The following is a 15,570-nucleotide window of genomic DNA, read 5'->3' as shown; positions in this document are numbered from 1 at the left end:
AGTCCCACTAACTCACCATGCGAACGGCGGCGGCCCACCACAGGTAGTCATAGCGCTCGGCGGGAAGGTCGATGTCGATGCGGTCCAGGGGCAACCGGTCGAGTGCGTGCACGGTGAACTCCTCCGCGGGCGCGACCCGGTAGAGATAGGCATCCAACGGCCATTGCGTGCGCAGCCACTCGTCGAGCCGCTCGGAGACCGGCTCGGCGAGCCCGGGCGCCCGGTCCTGGCGGAGCCAGTAGCTCACCCGGGCCGTTGCTCCCCCTGCGTACCTCAACAGCGTCTGGGCGTCGGCGCCCATCGCCTCGAGGTAGGGGAACAGGGGCTGTACGTAGAGGCAGCCGAGCGAGGAGGTGCCCTCGGGGTCCAGGAAGAGGTAGGTGAAGGCGCGTCGGGCCTGGTGGTCGGACCAGTGCCGGATCACCAACGGCAGGTTGTCGTCGCTGCGGAACCCCTCCACCGGCCATCTACCGCAGCTGTGGTCGCGGATCACGTCGGGGCTGGCCAGATAGGCCTCGGTGTCCAGATCGAGCAGGTCCGGACAGAGCGGCGCGAGGAAGAAGTCGTCGGTGGCCAGCGGCTCGGGGGGATCTGCGACCAGGCGATGGCCTGAGCCTGCCGAAGGGATCATGCGATCAGAGTGCTACGTCAACTGCTTGCCCGCCACGACAATTCGCCCACCTGGTCCAGACGCGACCTGGACCAGGTGGGCGCGCTGTCAGGAGTCAGCGCATCGCCGGCACTCGCCGCGGCGACGAAGGTAGTAGGCGACAGCCGCCGCGCCGAGCAACGGCCCCCAGATCGGGAAGGGAAAGACCAGCAGCGCTTCGGCTTCCAGCGCGTCGAAGCCACCCTCGCCCGCGAGAACGGTCTGGAGGACCGAACGCCCTGCCAGCGTGATGGCCCCTGCCACCACGAGCGCCACCGCTGCGGGAGGTCCAGCCGGCACCACGCGACCGCGCAGCACTGGGACCCAGCGCGGGAAGACCTCGCCCCAGCGGCTGATGAGGCCGAGCGTCAGAACGCTTCCCGCGAGCGCCGCGAACCCCAGGCTCAGCCCGAAGACCCGTAGTCCGGGGTCGGCTTCGAGCACGGCCACATCCATCGACACCGGCCACGGCGTCAGCCAGGTCGATCGAAGCAGTGCATAGGGAAGCGGGCACAGTGCGGCGCCGATCGTGGCCCAGCGACCCCAGGTGGCCACGTTGCCGGTGAGTCCGCGCGCCGGACGACCGCAGGCCGCGCACTGCTGGCGCAGCCGGCGGAAGTGGCGCACCGTGCTGGCAAGCCACAACCCGCCGCCGATGAAGGAGCCCCCGACGAACAGCATGCCGGGCTCTGCCTCGGCGAGGCCGCGAACCATCGCGCGGCCGGCTTCGCTGAAGGAATCCGCGTTGGCGCCGAAGACGACCAGGCCCGTCGCGATGAGTGCCGCAGCGACGGTGACGACCAGCAGGTTGCGACGATTCCCCCTGGCACCGGCGATCAGGATGCCGAGCACGAGCACCGGCCCGAAGAGCGCGCACAGATAGCCCATCAGGATGAGCAGACGGATGTCGGGCACGATCGCGGTGAAGACCAGGGTCTCGAGGGCGCCGATCGCGACGAGGCCGTATCCCATCCGCGCGGAGGGGAGCCGGGCCGACATCGCCAGGGCGGCGCCGATACCCACCACCCCCAGCATCACGGCGATCAGGCCGACAGCTCGGGTCGGCACGTCTGCGAGCAGGGAGAACCCGGTCCTCGGGTCGTTGCTGCCGAGCGGGTACCAGCTGGGCTCGATGAGGATCCATGCGCCGACGACGACGGCTAGGACGCTCCAGAGCGCGGTGGCGATCTCGACAGCGGAGGTTCGCTGCGCTGTGGCCGCTTCGGACGTACGGGGCGGTGTTGGCGTTGGTGTCGATGTCATGGATCCAGCGTCTTGGCCAACCCTGTCGGGCCAGATCACCCTCGTAGGTGGACCGCCTCCCCCGCGCGGGTGATCTGTCGGAGTGCGGCTTGTTGAAAGGATGGCTGCATGCTGACCTCGGCGGTGACCTATCTGCGGATGGTCTTCGTGCTGCTCGGCGCCGGTGTGGCGCTGGCCTTCATGATCCTCGACTTCACCCTCGTCGTCCTGATCACCCAGGGCAACGACGTCCCCCTGGCCATCACGGTCGTGCTCGCCACGCTGATCCCGGCCGTTTCCATCGCCTGTCTCGGCCTCATCCCCGGGGTTCGCCAGATCGAGGCGACCGCCGCCCAGACACTGCTCGAGACGGACTTCCCAGGGGGCTTGCCGGGACCAGCGCGCACCTGGCCGGACCGTCGGCGCACGCTGGTGTGGTTCGTGCTGCACCTGCTGTCCGGCGCCGTCATCGTGGTTCTCGTCGCAGGGGCGATCGGCGCAGGCTTCGGAGCGCTCGGCCTGATCGCGATCGTGACCGCCTTCGTCCTGGCCTCGGGCCTGGGCTACGCGCTGGGGCTGGTCGCACCGGGCCTGCTCGGACCGTCGTACGACGAGCGGATCGCCCGGCTGGAGTCGGAGACGGCGCGTCTGGCGGAGCGCAACCGGCTGGCCCGCGAGATCCACGACAGCATCGGGCACGCCCTGTCGCTGATCACCGTCCAGGCGAGCGCGGCTGCGCTCGTCATCGACCGGGACCGCGACTTCGCCGTCAACGCTCTGGGGGCCATCGAACAGGCGTCACGTTCCGCTGCCGACGACCTCGACCACGCTCTGGGACTGTTGCGCGAGACCGGACGTTCCGACCGTACGCCGGCACCCGATCTGCGCGCACTCGAGCCGCTCGTCACCTCGGTGCGGACGGCCGGGCTCGACGTGAGAGCGACCACCGACGGAGACCTGACCACGTTGCCGGCGGTCATCAGCCGCGAGGCCTATCGGATCATCCAGGAGGGGCTGACCAACGCGATGAAGCACTCGACGGACCGCACCGCCACTCTCACCGTCTCGGCGGGATCGGAGGAGCTCGCCATCAGGTTGTCCAACACTCCTGCACGCGCCCGGGCGAGACAAGGCCGGGGGTTGGCGGGGATCACCGAGCGCGCGGCCATGCTGGACGGTTCCGCGGAGCACTCTGTCGTCGACGGAGAGTTCCGCCTCGACGTCAGGATCCCGCTGACGGCCGGTAGGGGCGACTCGTGATCACCGTCGTTCTGGTCGACGACGAGCCGCTGGTGCGCAGCGGCCTCCGCGCGATCCTCGAGTCCTCGTCCGACATCACGGTTGTGGGGGTAGCCGACGATGGAGCAGCCGCGCACGCGCTGGTCCGCAGCCTCCGCCCGGACGTCGTGCTCATGGACGTGCGCATGCCGAGAGTCGACGGGATCGCCGCGACCCGACTCATCGTCGAGCTCGACCGGCCGCCCGCCGTGGTCGTGGTCACCACCTTCGAGAACGACGACTACGTGTACGACGCCCTGCGGGCGGGGGCGCGTGGCTTCCTGCTCAAGCGGGCGTCGGCCCAGGACTTCGTCAACGCCGTCCGGACCGTCCATGAGGGTGACTCGCTGCTGTTTCCGGGCGCCATCCGCTCCCTGGTCACCGCCGTCGGCGCACCCGGTGGAGGCGGGCTCGCCGACGCGCGGCTCACCAGCCGGGAGGCCGAGGTGCTACGCCTCCTGGCCAGCGGCCTGTCCAACGCCGAGATCGCCGAAGAGATCCACCTCGGAGTCGAGACCGTCAGGACCCACGTCGGCAACATCCTGGCCAAGCTCGGCGTCCGCGATCGCGTGCAGGCGGTCATCGCGGCGTACGAGAGCGGGTTCGTCTCTTCTCGATGAGGTCGTATGGGCCGATCCGCACGGTCAGATTGATCTCGACCCGCGGATGCGGCTTCGCAAGCTCAGCCGCACGCTCGCTCGATCTCTTCGCGTTGCGACCCTGCTCCTACGTCGCAGGATCGCAGGCTCAGACTTCGACCTCCAGGCGTGCGTGGTCGGCATCCTCGTCGGTGACCTGGAGCTGGGAGCGGCGCTCGGCCTCGATGCGGCGCATGTAGTGGTCGACCTCCTCCTTGGTGCGCTGCTCGTCCCAGCCGAGCTCCTCGGCCATCAGCCGGGCGACGCCGGGAGCGGCGGAGACGCCGCGGTCGAAGGTCTCCATGGAGATCCTGGTGCGGCGCTCGAGCACATCGTCGAGGTGGCGGGCGCCCTCGTTGTTGACGGCGTAGACGACCTCGGCGGCCAGATAGTCCTCGGCACCCTCGAGCGGCAGGGCGAGCGGGCGCCGCTGCTGGATCAGGTCGAGCACATCGTCGATGAGGCCGCCGTGGCGGCCGAGGAGGTGGTCGATCCGGGCGACGTGGAGCCCGGATCGGCGGGCCAGCAGGACCCGCTGGTTCGAGCGGGTCTCGAAGCCCTCTGCGCCGACCAGCCGCACCTTGTCGGTGATCGAGTCGCGCAGGGTCATGTTGGTGGTCGTCCCGAGCGAATGGGCTGCGGCGTCGACCGCGTCCTTGGCCATCACCCGGTAGGTGGTCAGCTTGCCGCCGGCGATCAGGACCAGGCCCGGAAGCGGCGTGACGACGGTGTGCTCCCGGCTCAGGCCGGCCGTCTGGTCGGACTCGCCGGTGAGGAGCGGGCGGAGCCCGGCGTACACGCCTTCGACGTCCTCGAGGTCGAGCGGCACCCGCAGGATCGCGTTGACGTGCTCGAGGACGTACTCGATGTCGGTCTTGGAGGCTGCCGGGTGGGCGAGGTCGTAGGTCCAGGGGGTGTCGGTGGTGCCGATGATCCAGTGGCGACCCCACGGGATCACGAAGAGCACCGACTTCTCGGTGCGCACGATGAAGCCCGACTCCGACCGGATCCGGTCGCGCGGGACGACGAGGTGGATGCCCTTGGAGGCCTTGACGTGCAAGGCACCGCGTCCGCCGACCATGGCCTGGATCTCGTCGGTCCACACGCCGGCGGCGTTGACGACGGTCTTGGCCCGGATGATCAGGTCCTGGTCGTACTCGAGGTCACGGGCCCGGACCCCGACGACCCGCTCACCCTCACGCAGGAACCCGGTCACCTGGACCCGGGTCGCGATCTGGGCTCCGTGGGAGGCGGCGGTGCGCGCGATGGTCATCACCAGGCGGGCGTCGTCGACCTGGGCGTCGTAGTACTGGATCGCACCCGTGATCGTGTCGGTGCGGAAGTCGGGGGCGATCCGGGCGACCCCTCTGCGAGTGAGGTGCCGGTGGCGCGGCAGGCCGGACTTCCCCATCCCGGAGAGCGGGCCGAAGCTCGCCATCCCGTCGTAGAGGGCGAGACCCGACCCGATGTAGAACCGCTCCCACACCGGGTTGGTCAGCGGGTAGAGGAACGGCACCGGCCGGACCAGGTGCGGGGCCAGCGTGTTGAGCAGCAGCCCGCGCTCCTGGAGCGCCTCACGGACCAGCTCGAAGTCGAGCATCTCCAGGTAGCGGAGCCCGCCGTGGACCAGCTTCGAGCTGCGCGAGCTCGTGCCCGAGGCCAGGTCGCGCTGCTCCACCAGCCCCGTGCTCAGGCCTCTGGTGACGGCGTCCAGCGCCACTCCGGCGCCGGTCACACCCCCGCCCACCACGAGTACGTCGAGCTCGGGCTCTCCCGCCGCACCGACCATCGTGCCGATCGCGAGATCGCGGCTCTGTGGACTCAATGCCCCAGTACGAGTCATACGTTCGAAGTTAACTCACCACACCGAATTGTCACTTCTGGCGCGCGACAAGTCACCGGCGCCGACCCAAGAAGTCAAAGACGGGCGGCGCTGACGAGAGTGGCGACGCGGTCGGTGGGCATGGGCTCCTCGACGACGAGCATCTTGTTGCCGTCGGCGTGGATCATCGGACGGGTGCCGTCGGGCGCGGGAGGCGCGGTCGCGATGGCTACGTGCGTGACGTATCCGTCCGGGCGGGCGAAGAAGTAGAGGTCGCCGGCGGTGACGTCGTCGAGGTCGATCGCCCTGAGGGCGACCGCCTGGTCGCGGGCGTCCCGCGGGAGCCGTACGCCGATGGCCTCTGCGGCTCGGAAGACCAGGCCGGAGCAGTCGATCCCGGCGTCCGTCGTGCCGCCCCAGACGTAGGGGACGCCGAGGAAGGTGCGCGCCTTCGCCAGCAGGGCCTCGACGCCTTCGGTGGTCTCGACGGTCCGCTCCGCTTCGTCGGCCAGGGCGCCCGCCGGCATCCAGCCGGGGTATCCGCGGTCGTCCTTCGAGGACGCGTGCGAGGGGACGACGACGTACGTCCACTCCCCCTGCGTCTCGACCACGACGACCTGCTCGCCGGGGACGACCTCGGTCTCGTGCTCCGCATCGTCGGCAGGTGCGGCCACCACGAAGGTGGGTTGGCTGACGGTGGTCATGTGAGGACTCCTTCGATACCGAGACCGTTGCTGTGGGAGAAGACGATGCGAGGACCGTCGTAGGTGATGCCGCCGGCGTACGGGCTGGTCTTCGCCCACCAGCCCGCGTCGAGGTCCTGCTCACCGGGGATGCCTGCCGCCGCGACCAGGGCAGCCGCCGCGCCGATGCCCAGATGGGACTCCATCATGCAGCCGACGAGGCGGTCGAGGCCGTGCCGCTTCGCGACCTCCAGCAGCTCGATCGCGGGCGTGATCCCACCGCACTTGGCGAGCTTGACGTTGATCGCGTCCGCCGCGCCCGCGCGGATCACGTCGACGAGGTCCTCGAGGTCGAAGACCGACTCGTCGGCCAGGATCTTGTAGGGCTGATGACGACGGACGTACGCCATCGCCTCCAGGTCGCGCCGGGCGACCGGCTGCTCGACGAACTCGAGCTCGACGTCCTGGTCGGCGAGCTCGCTGAGCACCGCGACCGCCTCGTCCGCGCGCCAGCCGGTGTTGGCGTCCAGGCGGAGTACGCAGCCCGGAGCCGCCTCGCGGACCGCGAGCACGCGCTCGGCGTCGCCTGCCGCGTCCGTCCCGACCTTGATCTTGAGCGTCGTGAACCCGTCTCGTGCTCTCGCCGCTGCCGCTTCTGCCAGCTCGGCGGGCGTGCCTACGGAGAGGGTCATGTCGGTCAGCAGCTGTGTTGGTTTCGACACCGGCTCGCTGGCGCTCGCCGGGCTCAGCCAACGGGGGCTCGGCGTTGGTTGAAGGCCACTTCGTTCAGACCTCGGAGCCGCTAGGCGGAGGCGTGTCGAAACCAACACATCCAGGTGCGCGACCATCGAGACACCCGCGCGGCGGGCGACGAGGTCGTGCAGCGCGATGTCGGCGGCCATCTTGGCCGAGCGATTGCCGACGACCGCACCCTGGATCAGGCCGGCCGAGGACAGATCTGCGGCTGCACCGACCAGCGCGTCGGAGATGGGCCCTTCCAGAGCGGCGGCGGACCCGGCGAGCGAGTCACCGGTGACCCTCCAGACCTGGGGCGCCTCACCCCAGCCGATGCACCCGTCAGAGTCCTCGACGGTCACGACGACCGTCTCCGCGAAGTCCGTACGCCGCAGCGCGGTCACGAACGGGGTGTGCAGCGGCACCCGGACACGCTGGGTGCGCACCGCGACGACGAGAGGCACCGTCACAGGGTCGACCACAGATAGCGAGCGACCTCGCTGATCCGGAACTCCGACTCGTCGTCGTCCAGACCGGTGGTCAGCACCACCATCACCTGCGGCTCACCCTGGGCGGGACGGATGATCGCCATGTCGTGGCGGATGCCGTCGACCCAGCCGGTCTTGTTGCCGACCACGGCGTCCTCGGGCACCCCGAGCGGGATCGCGTCGCGATACTCCTGAGCGACCAGGATCCCCTCGATCTCGGCGGTCGACTCGGGCGACAGCAGCCGGCCGGAGGCCAGCTTGGTGAGCAGCTTGCCCATGTCGTTGGCGGTCACCAGGTTCTGCAGGCCGGCCTCGCGCGCCGGCGCGTCCTCGATCCCTCGCGAGACCGTCGTCATCGGCGTGACACCGGCGTCGGCGAGCACCGCGGCGACCTCCTCGAGCCCGATCCGCTCGAGCACGAGGTTGACGGCGAGATTGCCGGAGACGGTCAGGGAGCGGCGTACGAGATCACCCAGCGGCAGCTGGGCACCGAGCGCCGCCCAGGTCTCCGGGTCCTGGTCGTCGGCCTGGTCCATCTCGAACCGTTCGCCCACGACAGCGGAGTCGAAGTCGGAGTGCACCGAGATCGGCTCGTCCGGCGACAACAGCCCACGATCGCGCAGCCGATAGGCCGCGATCGCGACCGGCAGCTTCATCAGGCTCGCCGCGTAGTGCTGCTGGTTGACGTTCTGCGCCTGCGTCGGGATGCCGTCGAGGCCGCTGAGCCAGGTCGAGACGAGTGGTTCCATGACCCGAAGACTAGTCTGCGTCGAGCTCCTGCCGGATCCGGTTCACACCATCCAGCCAGGCATCGACATCCGTGGCACGAGCCGAGTATTCCTCGGCCACGTCGGACTCGAGCGAGATCCAGAACTGCGAGGTCTGCCCGGCATCCCAGACGGCGTCGGCGACCTCCTCGGCGGTGAGCGCGCCCTCGGCCGAGCGGAAGCCCGGGAGTCCGGAGGAGCGCTCGAGCATCGCCGTCTTCACGCTGCGCGCGACGATCGCCTGAGCGACGATGCCCTGGTGCCGGTAGGTGGCGGCCAGCCACTCGGCGAAGGAGATCTCGGCGTGCTCGGTGGCCGCGTAGGAGGGCGAGCCGAGCAGCGTGAGGAGCCCCGCGGACGAGGAGGTGACCACGAACCGGCCGGCCCCGCGGGCAACCCACTCGGGCAGCAGCAGCCGTGCGGCGCGTACGTGGGCGAGGACGTTGACCTCATAGGAGGTCAACCAGGCGTGGTCGGACGCCTCCAGGCCACGGCCGCGCTCGACCCCGGCGTTGCCGTACCAGGCGTCGATCTTGCCGAGCTCCTCCTGGGCCGCGTCCACGAGCGCCGCGGTGCCGGCGGCCGAGGCAGCATCGCCGGGGACCGCGAGGGCGCCGATCGAGTCGGCCACCGAGCGGAGCTCGGCGGCGTCGATGTCCGCCACGACGACGCGGCATCCCTCCGCAGCGAACCGCGTGGCCATGGCCTTCCCGATTCCTCGGGCTGCTCCGGTCACAACCACTCCGCTACCGGGTGCGAGTACGTTCACGGACCGACCACCTCCAGTGGCGTTGGTGAGGGTCCACCACTGTAACCGAGGCCGGTCCGTGAACGTGCAGCAACCTACTGATCAGTACGCAGCGAGTTCCGTACTCACTCAGGAAGACCCGACGAGGGCGGAGCGTCCGAGGCGGCGCTGTCGTCCTCCTTGATCTCAGCGTCGCCGATGTCGGTGACGAGGACCGGGGTGAGCGGCTCGGAGGCACCGTTCTTGAGCTCGACGACGCTGGCGCCGGAGATGCCCATGTGCGAGTCCTCGGAGAACCGGAACGGCGCGAGCCCAGGCCCCTCGAAGGAGGCGCCTTCCTTCTCGATCGTCTCCACGATCGACTCGCGGGTCAGATCCTTGCCGTTGGCCTGCAGCGCCTGGACGAAGGTGTAGGCCTGCGACATGCCGTAGATCCGGTAGTTCGTCAGCTTCTCCGTGCCCTTCTTGGAGTACTCGTCCCAGACCTTCTGCCAGAGCTTGACCCACTCGTCGTCAGGAGCGTCGACGCCGGGGATGTACTCGGTCGTCATCATCCCGTCCATCAGCTTCACGCCCTGCTCGGCCGGGATCTTGCCCTTGGTCATCGAGGCGAGCAGCCCACCGACGAGCGCCGGGTCCGAGCCGACGTTCGAGTAGAACCACTTCGACTTGAAGCCCACGCCCTGCGCGGCGATCTGGCTCAGCGCGGTGTAGGACGGCGTGTTGAAGCCGATCACCAGGTTGACGCCCTTGGACTTGAACGAGGACATCTGCGGGGAGAAGTCGGTCGATCCACCCGGGGTGTACTTCTGCACGTCGACGATCTGGGAGTCGAGGAACTGCCGCGCGCCCTTCTCGCCGTCCTCGCCGAAGTCGTCGTCCTGCAGGAAGAGGCCGACCTTGGCGTCGGGCATGTTCTCCTTGACGTACTGCCCGATGATCTTGCCCTCGATCTCGTAGTCCGGCTGCCAGCCGAACGTCATCGGCGAGCCGGCCGGGTCGTCGCCCCACTGCAGCGAGCCGCTGGAGACGAACAGGTCGGGGATGCCGTCGTCGTTGAGCCGCTGCACGACCGCACGGTGCGTGGGAGTGCCGAGGCCCGCGACCATCGCGAAGATCTCGTCCTGCAGGATCATGTCGTTGGTGACGGCGCTGGTGTTGGTCGGGTTGTACGCGTCGTCCTTGACGACCATCTCGATCTCACGTCCGTGGACGCCGCCGTTGTCGTTGACGTACTCGTAGAACGCCTGGTGACCCGACGGGATCTCCGAGTAGCCGGGCGCAGCCGGGCCGGTCAGCGGGAAGTGCGCACCGACCTTGATGGTGGAGTCTGTGACACCGACCGCCGTCCCGTCCTCGGAAGGACGCTCCTTCCCCGCGCCGCCACAGGCCGCGAGGAGGGAGGCAGTGGTGAGGACACAGACGGCCTGTACTGCTCTGCGTGCAGTGGTTCTCATGTTGTCTTCTCCTTGGTTGACCCGAGAGATGAGCGCGCGAGGAACGTGCGCAGGCTGCCGACGATCCCCGCTGGAGCGAGGAGGATGACGAGCATCAGCACCAGCCCGTAGACCACCGGGGTGACCTCCGCGGCCTGGGTTGCGCTGAGCCCGACCGACTCCCCGAGATCGGTGGCGAAGTGAGGAAGAAAGGCGAGCACGCCGGCCCCGATCAGCGCCCCGGTCAGGCTGCCCAGCCCGCCCAGGACGACCGCTGCCAGCAGGGTCAGCGAGAGGGTGATCGTGAACGCGCCCGGCGCCGTGAGACGTACGTTCATGGCCATCAGTCCGCCGGCGAGCCCGGCGCACATGGCGCTGACGGTGAAGGCGACCACGCGAGCACGGCCGAGGTGGATGCCGGCCAGCTCGGCGGACACGTCGTCGTCACGGACCGCCCGCCAGCGGCGGCCGACCCGGGACCGGCTCAGGTTGGCGAGCGCCACGAAGGCGAGGACCAGGAGCCCCCAGCCGAGGTAGGCGAGGAAGGAGTACTGGTCGATCTCGGCGGCGGTGAAGAACCAGACCAGGTCCTGGATCCACACCGGGAGCTCAGCGGCGCGCGGCACCGGCACCTGGAGCCCCTGCTCGCCACCGAGGAAGTCCCACTGGTTGGCCAGGCGCGGCACGGCGACGGCCAGGGTCAGTGTCGCGCCCGCGATGTAGGGACCGTGCAACCGAGCCGCCGGGACCCCGACGATCACCCCCACCACCGCGCAGACGGCGATCGCCACCAGCAGGGCGAGGAAGACGTCGGCCAGGGTCTCGCCGCCGGTGCGCTCGAGCACCAGGGTGGCGGCGTACGCCCCGACGGCCATCAGGGCACCGTGGCCGAGCGATAGCTGGCCGGAGAGCCCGGTCAGCAGGGTGAGACCGCCCGCCGCGATGGCGAAGAAGGCCATCTCGGCGTAGCGGGTCTGCAGATACTGGCTGGAGGAGCCGATGATCGCGACCACCACCACGAATGCGATCAGGGCGACGAGGAGGTGCCGGACCAGCGGCACGCTCCGGACCGGGCCGGCGAGAGAACGTAGACGCTCCATGAGTCAGACCCTCCTGGCCGCAGCCGCTGCGAAGAGGCCGCTGGGACGTACCAGCAGCACCAGCATCAAGATGCCCAGCGCGACGAGCGGCGCCAGGTGCTCACCGACGTAGCCGGTGACGTAGGAGAGCGAGAGCCCGAGGATCAGCCCACCGATCACCGACCCGATCGGCGAGTCGAGGCCGCCGAGCACGGCGGCGATGAAGCCGTAGATCACGAACGGGTCCATGAACGCCGGGTTCACCAGGTCGCCGCCGGCGATGAGCAAACCGGCCACCGCACCCACGGCGGCAGCGAGGGCCCAGCCGAGGGTGAGCATGCGGCCGACGCGTACGCCCAGGAGTCGGGAGACCTCGCCGTTGAACGCCGAGGCCCGCATCCGCAGGCCCAGGTCGGTGAAGCGAAAGAGGACGACGAGCCCGGCCATCACCAGGGCCACGATGACGATCGTGAGGACGCCGAACGGGGTGATCCCGATCGAGGTGTCCCCGACCTCGATCGCGCTGGTGCTGACCGGAGCCGGGAAGCCGCGGTGCTGGACGCCGAAGACGAGCGCGGTGAGCCCATGGAGCACCATGAACAGTCCGAGAGTGAGGATCACCGCGTTGAGGTCGGCCTTGCCCTCGACCGGACGGATGATCAGCCGCTCGACCAGCGCGCCGAGCATGAACCCGGCGGCGATCGCGGCGAGGAAGGCGACCCAGTAGGGGACGTCGGCGTTGATGAGCGAGAGCGCGATGTAGGTGGTCACCATCGCCATCGCGGCCTGGGCGAAGTTGACGATCCGGGTCGAGCGCCAGATCAGGCACAGGGCCAGCGCGAACGCGGCGTAGACCGCGCCCAGCACGAGCCCTCCGAGGGTGGTGTCGAGAAACTGCTGCATGTCTGCTCCTCAGAACCCGAGATAGGCGTGACGGAGCTGCTCGTCGGCGGCCAGCTCGGCGGCCGGCGCCGAGGCGACGACCTTGCCGAGGTTGAGCACGACGCCGTGGTCAGCGATGGACAGGGCACTACGGGCGTTCTGCTCGACGAGCACGACGGTGAGGTGCTCGTTCTGCACCAGCGCGCGGAGCAGGTCGAAGATCTGGGCCACCACGCGAGGGGCGAGCCCCAGGGACGGCTCGTCGAGCAGGAGCACGGTCGGTCGCGCCATCAGCGCGCGACCGATGACGAGCATCTGCCGCTCACCGCCCGAGAGCATGTGAGCGGTGGCCTCACGGCGCTCGCCCAGGCGCGGGAAGAGCTCGAAGATCCGCTCGATCGGCATCGGCTCGGAGCCAGTCGCGCGGTGCAGGCCGCCGAGGCGGAGGTTCTCCACCACGGTCAGCTCGGCGATGACGCCGCGTCCCTCCGGGACGTGGGAGAGGCCGTACGAGGTCAGCTTCTCGGTCGCGGTGCGGGTGATGTCCTTGCCGTCCAGCATCACGCTGCCGGCGGTTGATCTCACCAGCCCGGAGACGGTGCGCAGCAACGTGGTCTTCCCGGCGCCGTTGGCGCCCAGGACCGCGGTGACCTGCCCCCTCTCGGCGGTGAAGCTGACGCCGTTGAGCGCCTTGACGGGTCCGTACGCAGCGCTCAGGTCCTCGACGGCGAACATCAGGCCTCCTCCCCATCGTCGGTCGAGCCTGTCGAGACCAGTGCGTGGACCTCGGCGTCGTCGTCGTGGTCGACCTGGTCTCCCAGGTAGGCGGCGAGCACGGCCGGGTCGTTGCGGATCTCGTCGGGTGTACCGGCCGCGATGACCCGTCCGAAGTCGAGCACGGTGATCCGGTGGCAGACCGACATCACCAGGTCCATGTGGTGCTCGACGAGCATCACGGCGGTCCGCTCCGTCAGGCCGGAGATGATCTCGCCGAGCTCGGTCATCTCCTCGGCGCTCAACCCGCTGGCGGGCTCGTCCAGGAGCAGCAGCTCCGGCTCGGCGACCAGCGCGCGAGCGAGCGCGACCTTCTTGCGGATCGGGTAGGGCAGGCTGCCGGGGTAGCGGGCGGCGTACGACTCGATCCCGAGCTCGCCGAGCACCTCCCGCGCCTTGGCGGCGAGACGGGCGTCGTCGCGGTGGCCGAGGCCGAGCAGGCCGCGCATGAAGCCGGCGCGGGCGAGGCGGTCGGCTCCGACCATCACGTTGTCGAGCACCGTCATGCGCTCGAACAGCCCGAGCCCCTGCAGGGTCCGGGCGATGCCGTGACCGGCGAGCTGGTGCGGACGGAGAGTGGGGATCGTCTTGCCGCGCAGCCGGAGCTCGCCCTCGCCCGGGCTGACGAACCCACACACGACGTTGAACAGGGTGGTCTTGCCCGCACCGTTGGGGCCGATGACGCCGTGCACCTCGTGAGGCGCGACCTCCAAGGAGACGTCCTCCAGCGCGCGTACGCCTCCGAACCGGACCGAGACCCCCTCGGCCGCGAACAGCGGCGAGGTCTGAACTTGGTGGCCTTCGCCAGGCTTATGCATCGTGCTCCCTTCACCCTATGTGACGGCTCTCACTTTGGACTCTCCGCACAACAGGGGATATAGGCAATGTGCACAAAATCTTTCAGGCGCTCCGTCTGGGATTCCCAGGTTCGCTGGCGGAAGCGGCAGCCCCCGTGGGACGCTCCGCACATGGATGTGATGCGTGACACATCTCCCGACGCGGAGCTTCGTCCGTTGGTGGAGCGTGCCTGGGCCTCCCTGGTGAGCCAGGCCGATGCGATCGCCGACGACATCACTCTGACCCTGATCGCGATCCAGCCGGAGTGGCACCAGAACGCCGATCCGTCGGTGCGAGCAGACCTGCGCTCGAGCACCCGGGAGCACGTACGCCGCGGGATCCGGGCCATGGCCGGACTCACTCCAGGAGCCAATCCCGTCGACCTGTGGCGCGACACCGGCCGGCGGCGCGCGCGCCAGGGCGTACCACTGGAGTTCTGTCTCAACGCCTACACCGTCGGCACCCGGATGCTGTGGGAGGCGATGGTCCACCAGCAGGAGGCCCTGGGGATCGACGACCGGGTGATGGTGCTCGCCGGCCGCCAGGTCTGGACCGACCTGGACGTGCAGAACTCGGTGATGTCCGGGGCCTACCGGAAGGAGGCGGCGCTGCTCCAGCGCCGCGACCTGCAGCTCCAGGGCCGGCTCCTGGACGGGCTCGCGGAGGGCCGTGGTGGCGACCCGGCCTTCGCCGCCGAGGTGCAGGACATCCTCGGGGTCGCCGCCGACGCACAGATGGCCTGCGTCGTCGCCGCCTTCGACGGCAGCCGCGACTCACCGCTGCGCAACCCCGACGATCGGCTGGAGAAGACCGGGCTGGTGTCGTTCTGGCACGTCCGCGGTGACCACCACTTCGGCCTGGTCCCGCTGGGGTCGCGGCCGGTCGCGGACGCCGTCGCCGATCTGGTCGCGCAGCTCTCCGGCTGCAACTCGGGCCGGGTCGGGATCGCCACCGCCGACGACCTGAGCGGCTTCGGCACGGCCTTCCAGCTCGCCACGCACACGGTCGAGACGGTGCCCCGGGGACGTACGGACATCGCGGTCGTCGACGACCGCCTCCCGCAGGTGCTCCTGACCGCCTCCCCCGCGGTCTCCCACCTGCTCGTCCGCCGCACCCTCGGCCCGATCCTGGCCCAGCCGTCGCACCAGTCAGACGTGCTGCTGGCGACGCTCCGCGCCCTCATCGCCCACGGCGGCTCCCCCACCCACGCCGCCCAGGATCTGATCTGCCATCGCAACACGGTCATCTACCGCATCAAGCAGATCCAGGACCTCACCGGCAGGAGCATCACCAACCCCCACGACCGCCTCCTGTTCGCGCTCGCGCTGATGGCCCTGGAGAAGTAGCCCCCGCCGAAACCGTAGTTCTGGCGCGCCGAGACTGTAGTTGTGGGCGACGAGACTGTAGTTGTGGGCGACGAAAGTATGCCGCTGCTGGTGCTGCTGGCGTACGTCGACTGGCGGGTGCAGCGGCTGCCCAAGCAGCCGATCCTGGCCGCCACGGTCGTAGGGC

General features: G+C 69.5%; 15 protein-coding genes. 3 read left to right on the top strand and 12 right to left on the bottom strand.

The genetic code is table 11. The features are described 5' to 3' along the window. Positions 1–7: 7 nt before the first annotated feature. Positions 8–631, bottom strand: coding sequence for a hypothetical protein (locus ABZZ22_RS13900; RefSeq protein ID WP_354932225.1), 624 nt, complete (start codon positions 629–631; stop codon positions 8–10). A gap of 87 nt (positions 632–718) precedes the next feature. Continuing rightward, a complete protein-coding gene (locus ABZZ22_RS13895) occupies positions 719–1,912 on the bottom strand; it encodes a hypothetical protein (protein ID WP_354932223.1) in 1,194 nt (397 codons plus the stop codon). Positions 1,913–2,020: 108 nt separating this feature from the next. Between ABZZ22_RS13895 and ABZZ22_RS13890 the strand changes: the two genes are divergently transcribed. Together ABZZ22_RS13890 and ABZZ22_RS13885 are read left to right on the top strand one after the other, a co-directional pair. After that, positions 2,021–3,151, top strand: coding sequence for a histidine kinase (locus tag ABZZ22_RS13890; RefSeq protein ID WP_354932221.1), 1,131 nt, complete (start codon positions 2,021–2,023; stop codon positions 3,149–3,151). Next, on the top strand, positions 3,148–3,789 hold the full coding sequence (locus ABZZ22_RS13885; RefSeq protein ID WP_354932219.1) for a response regulator transcription factor: 642 nt from the start codon (positions 3,148–3,150) through the stop codon (positions 3,787–3,789). The genes ABZZ22_RS13890 and ABZZ22_RS13885 overlap by 4 nt, the downstream gene beginning before the upstream one ends. A gap of 127 nt (positions 3,790–3,916) precedes the next feature. On the opposite strand, the gene ABZZ22_RS13880 is transcribed toward ABZZ22_RS13885, so the two are convergent. The 10 genes from ABZZ22_RS13880 to ABZZ22_RS13835 form a co-directional block, all read right to left on the bottom strand. After that, on the bottom strand, positions 3,917–5,650 hold the full coding sequence (locus tag ABZZ22_RS13880) for a glycerol-3-phosphate dehydrogenase/oxidase (RefSeq protein ID WP_354932217.1): 1,734 nt from the start codon (positions 5,648–5,650) through the stop codon (positions 3,917–3,919). 74 nt (positions 5,651–5,724) lie between these two features. Further along, positions 5,725–6,333, bottom strand: coding sequence for a C40 family peptidase (locus tag ABZZ22_RS13875; RefSeq protein ID WP_354932215.1), 609 nt, complete (start codon positions 6,331–6,333; stop codon positions 5,725–5,727). Beyond that, on the bottom strand, positions 6,330–7,511 hold the full coding sequence (locus ABZZ22_RS13870; protein ID WP_354932213.1) for a dipeptide epimerase: 1,182 nt from the start codon (positions 7,509–7,511) through the stop codon (positions 6,330–6,332). The genes ABZZ22_RS13875 and ABZZ22_RS13870 overlap by 4 nt, the downstream gene beginning before the upstream one ends. A gap of 2 nt (positions 7,512–7,513) precedes the next feature. After that, entirely contained in the window at positions 7,514–8,284 is a 771-nt protein-coding gene (locus ABZZ22_RS13865; protein WP_354932211.1) for a serine hydrolase, read from the bottom strand. A gap of 10 nt (positions 8,285–8,294) precedes the next feature. Then, on the bottom strand, positions 8,295–9,038 hold the full coding sequence (locus ABZZ22_RS13860; RefSeq protein ID WP_354932309.1) for an SDR family oxidoreductase: 744 nt from the start codon (positions 9,036–9,038) through the stop codon (positions 8,295–8,297). Positions 9,039–9,175: 137 nt separating this feature from the next. Further along, complete coding sequence (locus ABZZ22_RS13855; RefSeq protein ID WP_354932208.1) at positions 9,176–10,507, bottom strand: ABC transporter substrate-binding protein; 1,332 nt, start codon at positions 10,505–10,507, stop codon at positions 9,176–9,178. Then, positions 10,504–11,586: a branched-chain amino acid ABC transporter permease gene (locus ABZZ22_RS13850; RefSeq protein ID WP_354932205.1), complete on the bottom strand. Its 1,083-nt coding sequence runs from the start codon at positions 11,584–11,586 to the stop codon at positions 10,504–10,506. The genes ABZZ22_RS13855 and ABZZ22_RS13850 overlap by 4 nt, the downstream gene beginning before the upstream one ends. Before the next feature lie 3 nt (positions 11,587–11,589). Then, positions 11,590–12,468, bottom strand: a complete 879-nt coding sequence (locus tag ABZZ22_RS13845) for a branched-chain amino acid ABC transporter permease (RefSeq protein ID WP_354932202.1) — start codon at positions 12,466–12,468, stop codon at positions 11,590–11,592. 9 nt (positions 12,469–12,477) lie between these two features. After that, on the bottom strand, positions 12,478–13,182 hold the full coding sequence (locus ABZZ22_RS13840) for an ABC transporter ATP-binding protein (RefSeq protein WP_354932199.1): 705 nt from the start codon (positions 13,180–13,182) through the stop codon (positions 12,478–12,480). Continuing rightward, positions 13,182–14,039 (bottom strand): ABC transporter ATP-binding protein, encoded by an 858-nt coding sequence (locus ABZZ22_RS13835; protein ID WP_354932196.1) that lies wholly within the window; start codon positions 14,037–14,039, stop codon positions 13,182–13,184. Before ABZZ22_RS13835 ends, ABZZ22_RS13840 begins: the two co-directional genes overlap by 1 nt. Positions 14,040–14,198: 159 nt before the next feature. Here ABZZ22_RS13835 and ABZZ22_RS13830 point away from each other — a divergent pair, with 159 nt between their 5' ends. Further along, positions 14,199–15,404, top strand: coding sequence for a helix-turn-helix domain-containing protein (locus ABZZ22_RS13830; protein WP_354932193.1), 1,206 nt, complete (start codon positions 14,199–14,201; stop codon positions 15,402–15,404). Positions 15,405–15,570: the final 166 nt, after the last annotated feature.

Origin of the sequence: Nocardioides sp. NPDC006273 (assembly GCF_040613495.1) — a bacterium.
Classification (GTDB): Bacteria; Actinomycetota; Actinomycetes; order Propionibacteriales; family Nocardioidaceae; genus Nocardioides.
The sequence above is the reverse complement of the archived record's forward strand: the minus strand, read 5'-3'. Positions and strand labels throughout refer to the sequence as shown.